The sequence below is a fragment of the Streptomyces sp. NPDC057287 genome (assembly GCF_042667905.1).
Classification (GTDB): domain Bacteria; phylum Actinomycetota; class Actinomycetes; order Streptomycetales; family Streptomycetaceae; genus Streptomyces.
This window is the reverse complement of sequence record NZ_JBHUYV010000026.1, coordinates 91,839-107,833: the sequence shown is the minus strand read 5'-3', so window position 1 is coordinate 107,833 and position 15,995 is coordinate 91,839. Positions and strand designations below refer to the sequence as shown.

The window sequence follows — 15,995 nt, the reverse complement described above, 5'->3', positions numbered from 1 at the left end:
CAGGGGGGACCCTGTGGGAGAGTAGGACGCCGCCGAACAATTATTCCGGGAAAGCCCCGTGCCCTTGTGGCACGGGGCTTTTCTGCGTTCCGGGTCCATTTCTCGGCTGCGAGAGGCCCGCAACAGCACTCAGCGGGCGTTCACCAGTCGTGTGTCGTACGCCAGGATGACGGCCTGGATGCGGTCCCGGGATCCGGTCTTGGCGAGGATGCGGGTGACGTGCGTCTTCACCGTCGATTCGGCGAGGTGCAGGCGTGTGGCGATCTCGCTGTTGGTCCAGCCCTGGCCGATGACCGTGAGAATCTCCCTCTCGCGCTCCGTCAGTGCGGCGATGCGCGCGTCGCCCCTGGCAGGGGTGTCTCCGGGGACGGCCGGCAGGTGGTGGACGTACGCGTCCAGGAGCCGGCGGGTGAGGCTCGGCGCGACGACGGCGTCGCCACTCGCGACGGCGCGGACTCCGGAGAGGAGCTCCTCCGGCATCGCGTCCTTGACGAGGAAACCGCTCGCCCCGGCCCTCAGGCCGTCGTAGGCGTACGCGTCGAGGTCGAACGTCGTCACGATGAGGACGCGGGTGCGGGCCCCCGAGGTGATGATGCGTCGGGTCGCTTCGATGCCGTCGAGTCCTGGCATGCGGATGTCCATCAGGACGACGTCCGGGTGGTGGCGGGCTGTCAGGCCCACCGCTTCCGTGCCGTTGGCCGCTTCACCGACGACCGTCATGTCGTCCTGGCTCTCCAGGAGCATGCGGAAGCCGAAGCGCTGCATGGCCTGGTCGTCGGCGATGAGTACCGTCGTCACTGGTGTGCGTCCTCCAGAGGAAGGCGGAGTCGTGTCTGCCAGCCGCCGGCGGGGAGACGGCCCGCTTCGAGTGTGCCGTTGTAGAGGGAGGCGCGCTCCCGCATTCCGCTGATGCCCCGTCCGGTGCCCGGTTCTTCGCCGGCCGGTGCCGCCGGGCGCCCGCCCGTATCGGTGGTCCGCACCTCGAGTCCGGTGGGCGTGTAGTTGAGGGCGACCTCGGCGGTGGCGTCGGGGCCCGCGTGCTTGAGGGTGTTGGTGAGGGATTCCTGGACCACGCGGTAGACGGCGAGTTGGCGGCCGGGTGAGGCGGAGCCGGTCGAGGGTGTGCCCCGGACGGTCAGGTGGACGGGGAGCCCCGCGTCCCGTACGCCGGTAAGCAGCGTGTCCAGGTCCGCGAGTGAGGGCTGGGGCGACAGTTCGGCGGCGGGGGCGGCCTCGTTCAGGACGCCGAGCACACGCCGTAGTTCGGACAGGGCCTGTCGGCTGGTGGTGCCGATGGCTTCGAGCGCCTGTGCCGCCCGTTCGGGGTTCTTGGCGGCGGCGTACGCTCCGCCGTCCGCCAGGCCGGTGATGACGGAGAGGTTGTGCCCGATGATGTCGTGCATCTCCCGGGCTATACGGGTGCGTTCGGCGGCAGCGGCGAGCCTGGTCTGCTGGTCGCGTTCACGTTCGAGCCGGTGAGCGCGTTCGACGAGGGCCTCGGTGTGCTCCCGCCGGGTGCGTACCGCGATGGCGAGCAGCGCGACGAAGGCGAATCCCCAGAGGTAGGAGACGAGGTGCTGGCCCGCGGTGGCCGGTATCCGGATCGCTCCCGCTGCGACGGGGAGGCACATCAGCAGCCCGGACCCGGCCAGGGTCTTGAGGGGCAGCCGCAGACCGATCGTGTAGGCGGGGATCAGCTGGAGGAAGGCGGCTTGGACGACCGCGCCCGTCCAGACGTTGACCAGGGAGACGGGCGCCATGAGCAGGAGGACCGCGACCGGGTGGCTGCGGCGCCACAGCAGCGGTACGGAGAAGCACAGGCTCATCAGCAGGACGAGGGGCTCCGGGGCCTCCACGTCGCGGGCGACCGTGCGCCAGCCGCCGGTGGTGTAGTCGAGCACCGCGACGGTGACCCAGAAGCCGGTGACCGCGATGTCCCAGAGCATCGGCCTGCGGCGGTCGAAGGCGCGGAGCCGTTGCATGAGGCTCTGGAGGTACAGGGTCGGCGCAGCGGTGCCCGTGGGCGGTTGTGCGGGGTGCGGGCCCGTCCCGTCGTTCACCGTGTCCGCCCTTCGTCGGTCCGTCACCGCCGTCTCCCGCTGCTCGGTCACGCGTCCCGGCGGCGCAGGAGCACCGCCGCCGTGGCCAGCGACGCCGCTGCCCAGAGGCACAGGGCCAGCAGGGCGGGACCGGTGGCGGCGGTGCCAGGGATGGGGGTCGCCGTGCCGAGTGCCCCGGCGGCCTGGGTCGGGAAGTACTTCAGGACGCTGTCCACGGCATCGTACGGAAGCATGCCCAGCACCTCGGGGAGAATCAGGACGCAGCCGATGTACGCCCCGATGCTGCCGGGCACGGAGCGCAGGGCGGCGCCCAGGCCGAGGGCGATGAGGCTGAGCAGGGTGATGCCTGCCGCGTTGCCCGTGATCGCTCCGAGGACGCCGGGGGCGGTGAGTCCGGCGGCCTGGTCGGTGTCCTGGAGGAGCAGTTGCGCGGACATGAAGGTGATCAGTGCGGTGGCGAGCATCCAGCCGAAGGCCACGGCGGCGAAGACCGCCGTCTTGGCTCCGAGGACCGGAAGTCTGCGCGGTACGACGGTGAGGGAGGCCCGGATCATTCCGGTGGAGTACTCGCCGGCCGTCACGAGGATGCCGAGGACCGTGACGCACAGCTGGCCGAGCAGGGTGCCGTAGAGGACGAGGACGACGGTGTCGACGTCGGAGTCGCCGCCGTCCGACGTGTAGGTGGCGCCCATGAGGATGCCTGTGCCGAGGACCACGGCCGACGCCGACAGGAGTGTGATCCAGGTGGAGCGCAGGGACCAGAGTTTGTGCCATTCGGAGCGCAGGACGCGGCGGGGGGTGATGCGGTACGGCGAGGCTGCGGTGGCAGTGGTCATGCGAGGGCTCCGGTCAGGGGTGCGGTGGTGCGGTACTCGACGGATTCCTGGGTGAGGTCCATGAAGGCCTGCTCCAGGGAGACCGTCTGCGGGGTGAGTTCGTGGAGCGGGACGGCGTGCAGGGCTGCGGTGCGGCCGATGTGGGCGGCGTCCGTGCCCTGGACGGTCAGTTCGCCCGCCGTACCGGTGGTGATCCGCACTCCGGGGCCGCTCAGGAGGGCCCGCAGGGTGTCCGCCTGCGGGGTGACGACCTTGACGGACGCCCCGCCCGCGGAGCGGATCAGCTCGGTGACGGTGGTGTCGGCGAGGAGCCGGCCGCGGCCGATGACGACGAGGTGGTCGGCGGTGAGCGCCATCTCGCTCATGAGGTGGGAGGAGACGAGGACGGTCCGGCCCTCCGAGGCGAGGGAGGTGAGCAGGTTGCGGATCCAGAGGACGCCTTCGGGATCGAGTCCGTTGACCGGTTCGTCGAGGACGAGGGCCGCCGGGTCGCCGAGGAGTGCGGCGGCGATGCCGAGCCGCTGTCCCATGCCGAGTGAGAAGCCTTTGATCCGCTGGTGGGCGGCTCCGGTGAGGCCGGCCAGGTCCAGGACGTGTTCGACGCGGCTGCGGGGGATGCCGTGGGTGTGGGCGAGCGCCATGAGGTGGTTGAAGGCCGTGCGCCCCGGATGGACGGAGCGGGCTTCCAGGAGGGCCCCGACCTCGGTGAGCGGTGCCGGGTGGGTGGTGTAGTCGCGGCCGCCGATGGTCGACCGGCCGCCGGTGGGGGCGTCGAGGCCGAGCAGCATGCGCATGGTGGTCGACTTCCCGGCGCCGTTGGGGCCGAGGAAGCCGGTGACGGTGCCGGGCCGGACGGTGAAGTCGAGTCCGTGGACGACGGTGGAGTCCCCGTAGCGTTTGGTGAGTTCGTATGCCCTGATCATGGTGTCGACGCTACGGAGCAGGCGGCTGGTGGTCGTCCGACCGCGGGCTGGATGTGAGAACCGCCGTAGTACCGGGGTACGACGCGGGGTGGGCGGGGCTATGCGGGGTGCGCGCCTTCGATGACGGGGGCCAGTCCGTCGAGGAGTGCCTTGAGGCCGAGCTCGAAGAGGGTGTCGAGGCGGAGGTCGTAGCCGTCGTCGAAGGAGCCGACCACCTTGGCGAAGGTCGGGAAGCGGCCGGAGTCGACCAGGCCCTGGAGGGCGTCGCCCCGGCTGTCCATCCACTGGTCCTCGGACTGGCCGGTGGTCGCCGCGGCGTGTGCCTCCCGCTCCAGATGGACCGCCAGACCCTGTACGTGGCTGTAGAGCAGTACGTGGATGTCGAACAGCGTGGTGGTGTCGAGGCCGTGTCCGTCGAGGGCGCTGAGCGACCATTCGCCGTGGACCATCAGGTTGGGGAGGAGCAGGGGGCGGGTGAGGGACGAGAGCTGGGCGAGCCAGGGGTGTCGCCGGTGCAGGGTCCAGAGCGTCCGCGCACCCAGCTCCAGGCGGGCGCGCCAGCCGTCCGGAGCTGTGGAGGGGTAGAACTGCTCGCCGAACGCGGCGTCCGCCATGAGCAGGATGAGGTCGTCCTTGCCGGTCACGTACCGGTAGGGCGACATGGCGGCGACGCCGAGCCGGGCGGCGATCCCGCGCATGGAGAGCGCGGAGAGTCCTTCGGCGTCGGCGATGTCGACGGCGGTGCGCACGATCCGGTCCAGGGACAGTTCCGGCTCGGGGGACGGGACACCGGCGGCGGCGGGCGGGGCGGACCGTCGTCCGCGGGACGGGGTGGCCGGTGCGGCGACGACGGTGCCCGTACGCGGCTTCGTCTCGACGATCCCCTCCAGCCGGAGGTGCGTCAGGGCCTTCGTGGCGGTGGCGAGCGCGACGCCCCATTCCCTGGCGATCGCGCGGGTCGACGGGACGCTTTCTCCCGGGGCCAGTTCGCCCTGCTCGACGCGTCGGCGGATCTCGGCCGCGATGCGCAGATACGGAGGCACGTCCATGGGTCCTGTGGCGTTCGTCACATTGTCCGTCCTCTCTCGCCTGTACTAGTGCAGCCGGTAGCGGGTGCGATGGTGTTCGCCTGCCCTCTGTCCTAGTGCAGGCAGGGGAAATGGCCGCTGGTCGACTGTGCGCGTACGCCGTACGTTCAGTTGAATACATCGTACCGAGAGGAGCTTCTGATGCGCACTGTTCTCATATCCGGTGGCGGTATCGCCGGTCCCGCTCTGGCCTACTGGCTGCGCCGCCACGGCTTCGGGGTCACCGTCGTCGAACGCGGGCCGGGGCTGCGGCCCGGCGGGCAGGCCGTCGACGTCCGGGGTGTCGCCCTCGACGTGATCGAGCGAATGGGCCTGCTCGACGAGGCGCGACGGGTGCGTACCCGCATGCGGGGCATGTCGGTCCTGGACCCCGAGGGCAAGGAGATCGAACGTTCCACCGAGGTGGCTCTCAGCAGCGGCCGGCTGGACAGCGACGACATCGAGCTGCTGCGCGAGGACCTGGTGCGGATGGTCCACGAGCGCACGCGCGCTGACGTGGACTACCTCTTCGGGGACACGATCACCGCACTCGACGAGGACGGCACCGGTGTGCGGGTGGACTTCGCCCATGCGCCGTCGCGCACCTTCGACCTCGTCATCGGAGCGGACGGCCTGCACTCCACGGTGCGCCGCCTCGCGTTCGGGCCCGAGGAGCGCTTCGCGCACCACCTCGGCAGCTACCTGTCCGTGTTCAGCGCGGACAACTTCCTCGCGCTGGAGGACTGGCAGGTGTGGATGCGCGACGGCGACGCCGGCTTCGGAATCATGGCCGTACGCGACAACACGGAGCTGAGGGTCGCGTTCGGGTTCGAGTCCGGTCCGCTCGCGCGTGACGCCGGCGCCCTTCGCCGCATCATCACGGAGCGGCTCGCGTCGCTGCGGTGGGAGGGGCCGCGGCTGGCCGAGGCCGCCCGCAACGCCCCCGACTTCTACTGCGATGCCATGGCGCAGATCCGGATGGACCGCTGGTCGCAGGGCAGGGTGGCTCTGCTCGGTGACGCCGGCTACTGCCCTTCTCCTCTCTCGGGACAGGGCACCAGCCTGGCGCTCGTGGGCGGCCATGTCCTGGCCGACTGCCTGGCCCGCACTCCCGGCGACCATACGGCCGCCTTCGCCCGCTACGAGGAGCGGATGCGCCCCTTCGTCGCTCTGAACCAGGCGCTGGCCACCGAGAACCCCGGAGGCCCCGCCTCGGAGCAGTCGGTGGAGCGTGCCAAGAACGCCCTGTCGCTGGACGGCTGACGGGCCGGCGTATCTCGTTTGCCGGGGCCGGGGCGGGAGGGCACGATCGGCGGATGGACTATGTCGTGCGTGCGGTGCGGGCCGATGAGTGGGAGCGGGCCCGCGAGATCCGGCTGGCGGCGCTGCGGGACCCGGTGGCCTCGATCGCGTTCCTGGAGACGTACGAGCACGCGAGGGCCAGGCCCGACGTGTTCTGGCGGGAGCGCACGGAGGGCGCCGCCTCCGGGGAGCACGTGCGCCAGTTCATCGCCGAGGCGCCCGACGGCCGGTGGGTGGGGACCGTGTCCGTGCTGGTCGAGCGGCGGGCGTCCGAGCCGGGATTCGGTGAGGCGGCCGAGGTCGACCAGGGGCATCTGGTGGCGGTGTTCGTCCGGCCCGAGCACCGGGGGCGGGGTGTGGTGGACGCGCTGTTCCGCGAGGCGGTCGACTGGTCCTGGTCGTTGTCCGGACCGCCCCTGGAGCGGGTGCGGCTCTACGTCCACGAGGACAACGCGCGTGCGGCGGCCTCCTACCGCCGGATCGGCTTCGTCCCGACCGGGGGGACCCTGCCCATGGAAGGCGATCCGACCTCTCTGGAGCTGGAGTTCGAGATCCGTCGCCAGGTGCCGGGCCGGGGCTGAGCGGGCGGTCAGCGTGGCCCTGGCGCGGGCAGGCGCTCCCGCCAGCGGGCACGGGCCTGTTCCTCGGAGCGGAGCAGGACCAGGGCGGGCATCCCCTGGGCCCGGCCGGTCGCCAGGAGCTCCGGAAGCTGGGGAAGCGGGGCCACGGCCGCGACGTCGTCGAGGACGAGGGTCATTGGTGGGTCGAGCCGACCGTCGGTTGACCGTGCGGCCATGCGGCGGCCGTGCTCGACCACGTGTGAGGCGAGTGCGGTGAGCAGGGGCATCGCACCGGGGTGGTGGTGAGGATCCTCGATGGGTTCACCGACCAGATAGAGCGTTCCCCCTTCGCGTGCAAAAGAATCCAGCAGGAGCGCATCGGCTCGGTTCGGTGTGCACGCCTCACGGACGTGGACCGAGGAGAGGGCCGCGAAGGCCCGTACGGTCAGCTCCTGAGCCATCTCGCGGCGTTCGGGATAGGCGGTCAGCGCGGACTCCAGGAGACCGGCCAGCCCTGAGGCGGCCTTGGGGTGCGTGCGGAGCAGGCGCACCGGTTCGTGGCCGCCGGCACCCGAGGCCCAGCGGTGGACCTGCCGGAAGGGGCGGCCGTCCACGGCGGCGGCATGCAGCCAGCACTGGAGGAGGGTCTGCGCGGTGTCGGCGACGGCCGCGTCGATCCTGGCCAGGGGGCGGACCGGGGCGAGGAGCGCGGCGGCCCGGGAGGTCGCGGTGGCCGGGTCCTCGCAGCCGGCGGTGGGCGACCAGTGGAGGCGGTCCGGAGTGTCGCAGAGATGGCCCGGGTCGTAGACGGGCACCGGGCCGAGCTTGCTGCGGGCGTCCTTCGTCTCGGCCCAGACGGTGGGGTCCGACGTCACGACGAGGGCGGGGCCGTCGGCGTCCCGGATGGCCTGGACGACGGTGGGGCGGCGGGCGGCGGAGGCGCCGTAGAGGACGTGCGGGGTGCGGGGTGTGGGCACCGGGGCGCTGGGCTCGGGTGCGTGGGCGACGAGGAGTTCGGTGGGGGCGGGCTCCGGCGCGTAGGAGGCGAGGGGGGCGGCGGGCGGCGCGGTCCCGGCAGATGCCTCGACGGGGGAAGGCGCGGTCGCCGGGTGCGCTTCGACGGGTGCGGGCGAGGGGTGCGCTTCGACGGGCCTCCCGGGGCCCGGGCCGGCTCCTCGCGGGGTGGGGTGGGTGCGTACGGGGTCCGGGCCGTGCTCGTACGGTGCCGGGGCCGCTCTCTTCTGCTCACGGACCATGCGCCAGCGCGTCACCACCCCCAGCGTGAACACCGACAGGACCAGCAGCACCATCACCTCGCCGATGAACAGGCCCCAGAACAGCCCGTACCCGGAGAGCGAGGCGGGCGGGGTGTCGGGCCAGGCGCCCGGCAGGTCCGCCGGCTCGACGGCCAGGGCGCGCAGGGCCAGCGGCGTCCGCATGAACGTGACACCGTCCGGCCAGCCCCCGTGAGCGAACAGTCCGGCCAGGCCGGTCGCCGTCCAGGCCAGGACCGTCAGCGCGAAGAGGAAGGCCAGGAGGCCGATCAGCAGGCCGTCGGGGATACCGCCCTGGCCCTCACCGCCGCGCCCCGTGCCGGATGGTGCCTGGCGTGCCATGTCATGCCACCGTTGACTCGGACGACTCGTTCAGCCGTTGCTGGTGCTCGATGCGTGCCGCCCGCTGCTCCGCCTCCAGCTCCGCGGCTCGTACGTCCTCGGGGAGCAGGTCCACCGCTGAGCCCTCGGTCATCGCGCGGTCGGTGAAGACCAGGGGGCGTTCCGCCTCCGTGATCAGGTGCTTGACGACCTGCACGTTGCCGTTGACGTCCCACACGGCGATGCCCGGGGTCAGGGTGGGGATGATCTCGACGGCCCACCTGGGCAGACCGATGACCTTGCCCGTCGCTCTTGCCTCGTCCGCCTTCTGGGCGTAGATCGTGCGGGTGGAGGCCATCTTCAGGATGGCCGCGGCTTCCTTCGCCGCGGCTCCGTCGACGACGTCGCTGAGGTGGTGGACGACCGCCACGAAGGACAGCCCGAGGCGTCGGCCGAACTTCAGCAGGCGCTGGAAGAGCTGGGCGACGAAGGGCGAGTTGATGATGTGCCAGGCCTCCTCGACCAGGAAGATGCGCTTCTTCCGGTCCGGCCTGATCCAGGTGTGTTCCAGCCACACGCCCACGATCGCCATGAGGATCGGCATCGCGATGGAGTTGCGGTCGATGTGCGAGAGGTCGAAGACGATCAGCGGGGCGTCGAGGTCGATGCCGATCGTGGTCGGACCGTCGAACATGCCGCGCAGGTCACCGTCGACGAGCCGGTCCAGGACGAGGGCGACGTCCAGACCCCAGGCACGCACGTCGTCTATGTCCACGTTCATCGCTTCGGCGGACTCGGGCTTCGGGTGGCGCAGCTGCTCCACGATGTCCATCAGGACGGGCTGCCGGTCGGTGAGCGTGTTGCTGACGTAGGCGTGGGCGACCTTGAGCGCGAAGCCGGACCGCTCGTCGAGGCCATGGCCCATGGCGACCTCGATGATGGTGCGCAGCAGGGCCAGCTGTCCCGTCGTGGTGATCGACGGGTCGAGGGGGTTGAGCCTGAGGCCGTCGTTCAGCGCGGCCGTCGGGTCGAGCCGGATCGGGGTGATCCCGAGTTCCTCGGCGATGAGGTTCCACTCGCCCACGCCGTCCTCGCCCTGGGCGTCCAGGACGACCACCTGACGGTCGCGGAAGCGGAGCTGGCGCAGCACGTAGGTCTTCTCCAGCGCCGACTTGCCGTTGCCGGACTCGCCGAGCACCAGCCAGTGCGGGGCGGGGAGCTGCTGACCGTACAGCTGGAACGGGTCGTAGATGTAGCCCTTGCCCGAGTACACCTCACGCCCGATGATCACGCCGGAGTCGCCGAGGCCGGGCGCGGCGGTCGGCAGGTAGACGGCCTGGGCCTGGCCCGTCGACGTACGGACCGGCAGCCGGGTCGTCTCCACCTTCCCGAAGAGGAAGGCGGTGAAGGCTTCCGACATCGCGGACAGCGGATCTCGCATGGCGTGACTGCCCTCTCGTTAGCGTCGGATGCCGGTGGCGAACGGCAGGGTGTTCACAAAGGCGCGGTGGTGCTCGCGGTCGCACCACTCCAGCTTCAGGTACGACTTGCCGGCCGAGGCGCGGATCGTCCGCTTGTCGCGGGCGAGGGCTTCCGGGGACCGGGACGACACGGTGATGTACCCCACGATGTTCACCCCGGCCGCGCCGCTCGCCAGATCTTCACCCCGCTGGTCGAGCCTGCCGTGGGCGGCGATGTCACGGGGGTCGACGGTGCGGTTCATCTTGGCCTGACGGCTGGCCTCGGCGTCGTCGTTGGTCTTCTCCGTCAGCATCCGCTCGATGGCGACCTCGGTGGGTTCGAGGTCCATGCAGACCGCGACCGTGCGGATCACGTCGGGCGTGTGGACGAGCAGGGGGGCCAGGAAGTTGACGCCGACCGGAGTCATCGGCCATTCCTTCACCCAGGCCGTGGAGTGGCACCAGGGAGCGCGCGTGCTCGACTCACGGGTCTTGGCCTGCAGGAACGTCGGCTCGACCGCGTCCAGTTCGGCCGGCCAGGCGTTGCGCTTCGTCATCGCCTGGATGTGGTCGATGGGGTGGTCGGGGTCGTACATCGAGTGCACGAGCGAGGCCAGCCGGCTCTGGCCGAGCGGCTGGCGGACCCGGATGTCGGCCTCGGCGAGCCGCGCGCAGATGTCGGTCAGCTCGCGCGCCATGACGACGGCGAGCCCTGCGTCGCGGTCGACCTTCCGGCCTCCCTGGGGGCGGATGGCACGCGCCATGGCGTTGGCCTCGGCGGCCAGGTCACGGCTGTAGTGCATGCACGCGACCAGGTAGGCGCGGTGCTGCTCACTGGAGGTGGAGACCATCGACTGGAGCTGGTCGTACGAGTCCTGGAGCCAGCCGGGTGCCGACCTGTCGCCGCGCTGGGCGACGTCCTTGGCGTGGGCGTCGGGGTCGGCCGGGAGGGTGCGGGCGAGCATCTGGAGGCGCGTCACGAAGCCGTCGCCGTTGGCCACGTGCTTGAGCAGCGTGCCGAAGCGGTCGACCAGCGCCTCCTGGTCCTCGCTGTCGCGCAGACCGACGCCGGGGCCTTCGATCTCGATGGCGGCGGTGACCGTACGCCGGTCGGCGTGCAGGAGTACGGCGATCTCGTCGGGGCCGAACGGTGCGGCGAGCCAGCTGATCCGGCCGATGCCCGGCGGCGGCCCGATCTCCACCTCGCGCCCGTCGGAGCTGACTCCCGCCTCAATGGCGGAGGAGCGGTAGGCGGTGCCGCGGCGCAGGGTGCGCTTGAAGCTGCGGTTGATCTCGAACCACTTGTAGAAGGTGCGGCCCTTGTAGGGGACGTACACGACTGCCAGGGCCAGCATGGGGAAGCCCACGAGGCAGACGATCCGCAGGGAGAGGGCCGGGACGAGGAGGCCGCTCATCATGCCGAGGAACGCCCCGGCGATGATCAGCGCGATCTCACCCGTCTCACGGTTCTTGCCGACGATCGCGTTCGGCCGGGCCCGGCCGATGAGATACGTGCGGCGGGGCGCGATCGTGTGGGACTGGATCGTCAACGCCCTCCACCTCCTGTGCTCGTGCTGCCTGTGCTGCCTGAACCGCCACCGCGCGGGGTGCGGCTGCCGTGGGGTGTGCCGCTGGTGGGTCCGGACCCGCTGCGGGGCGAGGGGGCTGCGGAGCCGCCACCGCCGCCCGGGTTGCGGGAGCTGTGCGCCGCGACACCGCCGCTGGCCGGGTTGGACGGCCGGGCTCCGCCGCCCCCGCCACCGCCTTCACCGCCGCCGCGGCCGCTGTGGGTCTTGATGCCCTGGGAGACGAGAGCGGCGGGCGAGCTGATCATGGCGGCTGCCTGGGAGCCGTCCGTGGCCTGCTTGCGGTTGGTGCGGGCGCCCTGGATCTCGTCGCCGAAGCCGGGGACGAAGCGGTAGATCATGGCGGAGGCGAAGATGGCCAGCAGGATGATGGCGAGGCCGGAGACGACGGCCGAGAAGGCGTTGGGGCCGTCGTCCGCGGAGAGCGCCCCGGCGAGCCCGAGCACGATGACGATGACCGGCTTGACCATGATCACGGCGATCATGATGCCCGCCCAGCGGCGGACGTGGCCCCACATGTTCTTGTCGACGAGCCCGGAGTACACGACGACACCGAGCAGGGCGCCGACGTAGAGCAGGGCGGCCCGGATCACGAGTTCCAGCCACAGGATTCCGGCGGCGAGGATCGACACGAGCGAGACGACGATCAGCATGATCGGGCCGCCGCCGATGTCGTTGCCCTTCTTGAGCGCCTCGGCGAAGGACCCGAAGAAGACATCGGTCTGCCCGCCGGTCGCGGTCGAGATGACCTCGGTGACACCGTCGGTGGCCGAGACGACCACGTACAGGATGAGCGGGGTGAAGGCCGAGGCCAGGACCGTGAGCCAGAGGAAACCGATGGCCTCGGAGATCGCGGTCGTGAACGGCACGCCCCGGATGGCCCGTTTGGCCACGGCGAACAGCCACAGGACCAGGGTGAGGATGGTCGACGCGGCGAAGACGACGGCGTACTGGGTGCGGAAGGTGGAGTTGGTGAAGTCGACGGTCGCGGTGCTCTCCACGGCCTCGCTGAGCTTGCCCACGAGGTAGGCGGCGGCATCGGCGCAGCCGCGGGCGAGCGAGGTGAGGGGGTCGAGGGCGTCGTCGGTGACGGGAGGCGTGCTGCGGCTGCCCCCGCCGGCCTCGCCTTCGCAGTAGTCCTTGGCGGGACCGCGAATCAGGTCACAGGCATTGTTGCTCGCGCTGGGTGATGGAGTGGGCGTCGGGGACGGCGCTGCGGCGGCGCGGCTTGCGAACAGGACAGCAGCGACCTGGAGGCTGGTCAGAGCGGCCGTGAGCGGAAGCGCTCGGTGGGATCGCTTACCGGGCATATGTGAACCCTCCGAACTGTTCCACGGCGTCCGTCATCTCCTCAGCAGGGGAGGCGGCTTGATCGCGACCGACCGGTACGGGGCCGTCCTTCTGCGTGAAATCGGTGACCTTCCAGTCACCGTTGATCCATCTCAGTTCGAAGGTGTTCGTGTACCAGCTCTCGGACACCGGATTTTTGGAACCTTCGCCGGCCAGGCCGAACAGAGCGGAGTACCAGACTGCGATGCTCGCTGTGTCGCCCACAAATTTCTCGACCTTGGCACCGACCGGGTTGGATCGCGAGATGAAGACGAGCCCCTCTGGTGCCGTGCCGTCAGGATTCAGCCCGATGCTGGTCAGGAAGTCCTGACCGGAGTAGACCTTGTCGAGGTCGCCCTGCCGCGCTGCGGCCACATCCGGGGCATATACGGCGGCAGCGATCTCTCGGCGACGATCTCTGTCGAACATCTCCGCAGACCCCAACGCCACCGCGTAATTCGCCGCCGCGCTCTGCGCCCCCTGCTCGTCGTGCGCGAAGCCCGAGGCGATCGTGCCGTTCTTGCCCTGGACCGGCTTCGTGCCCGTCGCGGACGTGGGGCCTGCACCCGCTGTGTCCGGCTTCTTCTCGGCGCTGTCGCCCGAGGTGTCGCCGCCGCCCTGGTTCGCGAACGCGATCGCTGCGATCAGGAGCACCACCACGCCCACCACCATGACCAGCGAGCGGGAGTTCCGGGCGGGCCGGCGCCCGTAGCCGTCGTCGTCGCCGCTCCGGTGCATGCGCGTGCGTGTCTGGCGCGTCCCGCCGAGGGTGCTGTACGCGTCGTCCGTGCGGCCGTCCGGATCGTAGCCGCGCTCGTCGCCCTGGCTCATGCCGCGTCCGCCCCCTCAGCCGTGTGCATTTCCGCGTAGTACGACGGTAGCGCTGCTGGTTGCCGCGTGGACGCGGTGTGGTGACTCGACATCAGGGGACGCAACCTCTGCCGGTGGGCACGACGGACGGATGGTGTGGGGTGGACGGGACGGACGGGCCCGGCGGCGGGGCTCAGGGCTGACGACAGGTCAGACAGCCATCCCGTACACAATGGTGAACAGTGTGCCCAGCGATCCGATGATGAAGACGCCGGTCAGCCCCGCCACGATGAGGCCCTTGCCCTGTTCCGCGCTGAAGGTGTCGCGCAGTGCCGTCGCACCGATGCGCTGTTTCGCCGCACCCCAGATCGCGATGCCGAGACAGAGCAGGATGGCGACCGCCATCACCACCTCGATCATGATGCGCGCCTCGTTGCCCAGGGTCCCGAACGGCCCCCAGTTCGGGGCGATTCCGCCGATGATGGTGGTGATGTCGCCCTTTTCCGCTGCCAGGATCATGTAAGTCACCGCCCCTGTTGGGTAGTTCGCAGCCCGCGCCGTGCGACACGGGTAAGTCTCTATCTTCGCTGATGAAACCGGCATCGCACGACGCCTTCCCGGGTCTCTTTACCCGGATCTCGCACGTTTGACCGGAGAAGCCGCCCTGACCTGCGACTCGTGTAGGGATCCGCCTGCATATGCATGGTTACTCTGTGTATCACGCGCTGTGACGGCTAGCAACGACGGTGGCCATGGTTCCGGATGCGGTGGATGCGTTCGCGGGATGCGGAGTATTCGTACGCGCTGTTCGAGAGCTGTATGTGCGCCGGTGGCTTCCGGCCGACGCGTCGTCAGGGCCCGTTCGGGGAACGCCTCGCGGCGGCGCATATCAGAGCACTGTGCGTGTGGGCGCCGGGCCGCGGGGCGGCTTGGTCCAGTGGGACGGTGGCTTGAAGTCGCACCATGAGCCGTCGAAGGGGAACGCCCCTGACTCGGCGAGGCGGGCCATGCGTTCCCCTTCGGCGCGGATCGCGATCGCCTCCTCGGCGGACCAGTAGGCGGGGTGGCCGGTCTTTTCGGCGAACGACCGCTCGTCCTTCCATCGCCGGCTGTGGTCCGCCGCGACGGTGAGGTCCAGCTCGTGGTCGGAGACGTCGATGTCCTCGCGGTGGTGGGTCCGGTGCTCCAGATTCACGTACCAGCCCCCGAACCTCTGCCTCCTCCCGAAGAGCCAGAAGACTGCGTGCCGGGCGCCCGCCGGCTGGTGGATGAGTGCACTGCCCAGGGGCCACCGGCCGGCCTTCGCCGGATATCCGCCGGCCGGCCGGTGCTCGGGCGGGATGTCCCGGAGGTGGGCCCTTCGGGGAAGGTCCGTACGCCACATCGGCGTGCCTGACTCCAGCCACACCAGCTGGTACTCGGCCGTGCGTTCGACCAGGCGTACGGGTACGGATGAGCTCAGGTGGCCGCCGATGAAGAGGTTCCACCGCAGGATCTGCCCCGTCATGCTGCGAGGAGGGCCAGGTCCTCGGTGCTGAGCCGCAGGGCTCCGGCGGCCACGTTCTCGACGAGGTGATCCGGGTTGCCGGTGCCGGGAATGGCCAGGACGTGCGGTCCCTGATGGAGCGTCCAGGCCACCCGCACCTGGGCGGGTGTCGCCCCGTGGTGGTGCGCGACGGTGAGTACGGCCTTGTCCTGGACGCCGCTCGAACCGGCCTCGCGGCCCTCGCCGGCGATGGCGTAGAAGGGCACGAAGGCGATGCCCTGTGCGCCGCAGGAGCGTACGAGGGCGTCGTCCTCTGCGGGCGAGCCCAGGCCGTAGGCGTTCTGTACGCAGACGACAGGTGCGATGGCCTGGGCCTCCGCGAGCTGCTGCGGTGACGTGTTGGAGATGCCGAGGTGGCGAATGAGGCCCGCCTCGCGGAGTTCGGCCAGGGCGCCGAAGTGCTCGGCCACCGGCTTGGACCCGTGGCTTCTCGCGATGCGCAGGTTCACCACGTCCAGATGGTCGCGGCCGAGCTGGCGCAGGTTCTCCTCGACCTGCCCGCGCAGCTGCTCCGGGGTGGCCCATATCCATGAGCCGGAAGGGTCCCGGCCCGGACCGACCTTCGTGGTGATGACCAGATCGTCGGCGTAGGGGGCCAGTGCGCTGTTGATGAGCTCGTTGGCCGAGCGCAGCGGCGAGAAGTAGAAGGCGGCGGTGTCGATGTGGTTCACGCCGAGTTCGAGAGCGCGGCGCAGGACGGCCACGGCGCGGTGGCGGTCGCCGGAGTCGCTCTTTCCGAACGCCGCGCCGTCCTGCGTCAGGCGCATCGAACCGAAGCCGATCCGATTGACGGTCAGGTCGCCGAGTGCCCAGGTGCCGGCGGCTGATGCGCTGATCGTTTCCGAGGATGAGGTCATCGTCGGATTGTTGCACCGGCGGCAATCCTGGGCCCCGTGCTTATGGGCGTTCGCCGACACCCCG

General features: G+C 70.5%; 15 protein-coding genes. 2 read left to right on the top strand and 13 right to left on the bottom strand.

From position 1 onward, the window contains the following. Window positions 1–129: 129 nt before the first annotated feature. From ACFUNE_RS35035 to ACFUNE_RS35015, 5 genes are all read right to left on the bottom strand, one after another. Complete coding sequence (locus ACFUNE_RS35035) at window positions 130–798, bottom strand: response regulator (RefSeq protein WP_383576554.1); 669 nt, start codon at window positions 796–798, stop codon at window positions 130–132. Continuing rightward, window positions 795–2,087: a sensor histidine kinase gene (locus ACFUNE_RS35030; RefSeq protein ID WP_383576552.1), complete on the bottom strand. Its 1,293-nt coding sequence runs from the start codon at window positions 2,085–2,087 to the stop codon at window positions 795–797. Before ACFUNE_RS35030 ends, ACFUNE_RS35035 begins: the two co-directional genes overlap by 4 nt. 20 nt (window positions 2,088–2,107) lie before the next feature. After that, window positions 2,108–2,896 (bottom strand): ABC transporter permease, encoded by a 789-nt coding sequence (locus ACFUNE_RS35025; RefSeq protein ID WP_383576550.1) that lies wholly within the window; start codon window positions 2,894–2,896, stop codon window positions 2,108–2,110. Next, complete coding sequence (locus ACFUNE_RS35020; RefSeq protein WP_383576548.1) at window positions 2,893–3,819, bottom strand: ATP-binding cassette domain-containing protein; 927 nt, start codon at window positions 3,817–3,819, stop codon at window positions 2,893–2,895. Before ACFUNE_RS35020 ends, ACFUNE_RS35025 begins: the two co-directional genes overlap by 4 nt. Window positions 3,820–3,917: 98 nt before the next feature. Further along, a complete protein-coding gene (locus ACFUNE_RS35015; RefSeq protein ID WP_383576562.1) occupies window positions 3,918–4,868 on the bottom strand; it encodes a TetR/AcrR family transcriptional regulator C-terminal domain-containing protein in 951 nt (316 codons plus the stop codon). Between the two features lie 180 nt (window positions 4,869–5,048). Here ACFUNE_RS35015 and ACFUNE_RS35010 point away from each other — a divergent pair, with 180 nt between their 5' ends. Both ACFUNE_RS35010 and ACFUNE_RS35005 read left to right on the top strand, forming a co-directional pair. Next, complete coding sequence (locus ACFUNE_RS35010; RefSeq protein ID WP_383576546.1) at window positions 5,049–6,149, top strand: FAD-dependent monooxygenase; 1,101 nt, start codon at window positions 5,049–5,051, stop codon at window positions 6,147–6,149. Between the two features lie 53 nt (window positions 6,150–6,202). Beyond that, window positions 6,203–6,769 (top strand): GNAT family N-acetyltransferase, encoded by a 567-nt coding sequence (locus ACFUNE_RS35005; RefSeq protein ID WP_383576544.1) that lies wholly within the window; start codon window positions 6,203–6,205, stop codon window positions 6,767–6,769. A gap of 8 nt (window positions 6,770–6,777) precedes the next feature. Here the strand turns inward: ACFUNE_RS35005 and ACFUNE_RS35000 are convergent, their stop codons facing one another. From ACFUNE_RS35000 to ACFUNE_RS34965, 8 genes are all read right to left on the bottom strand, one after another. Then, a complete protein-coding gene (locus ACFUNE_RS35000) occupies window positions 6,778–8,364 on the bottom strand; it encodes a TraM recognition domain-containing protein (protein ID WP_383576542.1) in 1,587 nt (528 codons plus the stop codon). Window position 8,365: 1 nt separating this feature from the next. Next, a complete protein-coding gene (locus ACFUNE_RS34995; RefSeq protein WP_383576540.1) occupies window positions 8,366–9,784 on the bottom strand; it encodes an ATP-binding protein in 1,419 nt (472 codons plus the stop codon). 18 nt (window positions 9,785–9,802) lie between these two features. Then, the gene (locus ACFUNE_RS34990) at window positions 9,803–11,353 is read right to left on the bottom strand and encodes an SCO6880 family protein (protein WP_383576538.1); all 1,551 of its coding nucleotides are present in this window, start codon (window positions 11,351–11,353) and stop codon (window positions 9,803–9,805) included. Beyond that, window positions 11,350–12,699 carry a hypothetical protein gene (locus tag ACFUNE_RS34985; protein ID WP_383576536.1) on the bottom strand — a complete coding sequence of 450 codons (1,350 nt, stop codon included), beginning with the start codon at window positions 12,697–12,699 and terminating at the stop codon, window positions 11,350–11,352. The genes ACFUNE_RS34990 and ACFUNE_RS34985 overlap by 4 nt, the downstream gene beginning before the upstream one ends. After that, complete coding sequence (locus ACFUNE_RS34980; RefSeq protein ID WP_383576534.1) at window positions 12,689–13,549, bottom strand: hypothetical protein; 861 nt, start codon at window positions 13,547–13,549, stop codon at window positions 12,689–12,691. Before ACFUNE_RS34980 ends, ACFUNE_RS34985 begins: the two co-directional genes overlap by 11 nt. A gap of 189 nt (window positions 13,550–13,738) precedes the next feature. After that, entirely contained in the window at window positions 13,739–14,047 is a 309-nt protein-coding gene (locus ACFUNE_RS34975; protein ID WP_014047394.1) for a hypothetical protein, read from the bottom strand. Between the two features lie 370 nt (window positions 14,048–14,417). Continuing rightward, entirely contained in the window at window positions 14,418–15,035 is a 618-nt protein-coding gene (locus ACFUNE_RS34970; protein ID WP_383576531.1) for a DUF402 domain-containing protein, read from the bottom strand. Then, window positions 15,032–15,931 (bottom strand): oxidoreductase, encoded by a 900-nt coding sequence (locus ACFUNE_RS34965; RefSeq protein WP_383576529.1) that lies wholly within the window; start codon window positions 15,929–15,931, stop codon window positions 15,032–15,034. The genes ACFUNE_RS34970 and ACFUNE_RS34965 overlap by 4 nt, the downstream gene beginning before the upstream one ends. Window positions 15,932–15,995 lie beyond the last annotated feature (64 nt).

Bases quoted from the DNA above. Each gene is read 5' to 3' on its own strand.
- ACFUNE_RS35025 (WP_383576550.1), bottom strand. From the start codon at position 2,896: ATGACCACTGCCACCGCAGCCTCGCCGTACCGCATCACCCCCCGCCGC.
- ACFUNE_RS35020 (WP_383576548.1), bottom strand. From the start codon at position 3,819: ATGATCAGGGCATACGAACTCACCAAACGCTACGGGGACTCCACCGTC.
- ACFUNE_RS35015 (WP_383576562.1), bottom strand. From the start codon at position 4,868: ATGGACGTGCCTCCGTATCTGCGCATCGCGGCCGAGATCCGCCGACGC.
- ACFUNE_RS35010 (WP_383576546.1), top strand. From the start codon at position 5,049: ATGCGCACTGTTCTCATATCCGGTGGCGGTATCGCCGGTCCCGCTCTG.
- ACFUNE_RS35005 (WP_383576544.1), top strand. From the start codon at position 6,203: ATGGACTATGTCGTGCGTGCGGTGCGGGCCGATGAGTGGGAGCGGGCC.
- ACFUNE_RS35000 (WP_383576542.1), bottom strand. From the start codon at position 8,364: ATGGCACGCCAGGCACCATCCGGCACGGGGCGCGGCGGTGAGGGCCAG.
- ACFUNE_RS34995 (WP_383576540.1), bottom strand. From the start codon at position 9,784: ATGCGAGATCCGCTGTCCGCGATGTCGGAAGCCTTCACCGCCTTCCTC.
- ACFUNE_RS34985 (WP_383576536.1), bottom strand. From the start codon at position 12,699: ATGCCCGGTAAGCGATCCCACCGAGCGCTTCCGCTCACGGCCGCTCTG.
- ACFUNE_RS34980 (WP_383576534.1), bottom strand. From the start codon at position 13,549: ATGAGCCAGGGCGACGAGCGCGGCTACGATCCGGACGGCCGCACGGAC.
- ACFUNE_RS34975 (WP_014047394.1), bottom strand. From the start codon at position 14,047: ATGATCCTGGCAGCGGAAAAGGGCGACATCACCACCATCATCGGCGGA.
- ACFUNE_RS34970 (WP_383576531.1), bottom strand. From the start codon at position 15,035: ATGACGGGGCAGATCCTGCGGTGGAACCTCTTCATCGGCGGCCACCTG.
- ACFUNE_RS34965 (WP_383576529.1), bottom strand. From the start codon at position 15,931: ATGACCTCATCCTCGGAAACGATCAGCGCATCAGCCGCCGGCACCTGG.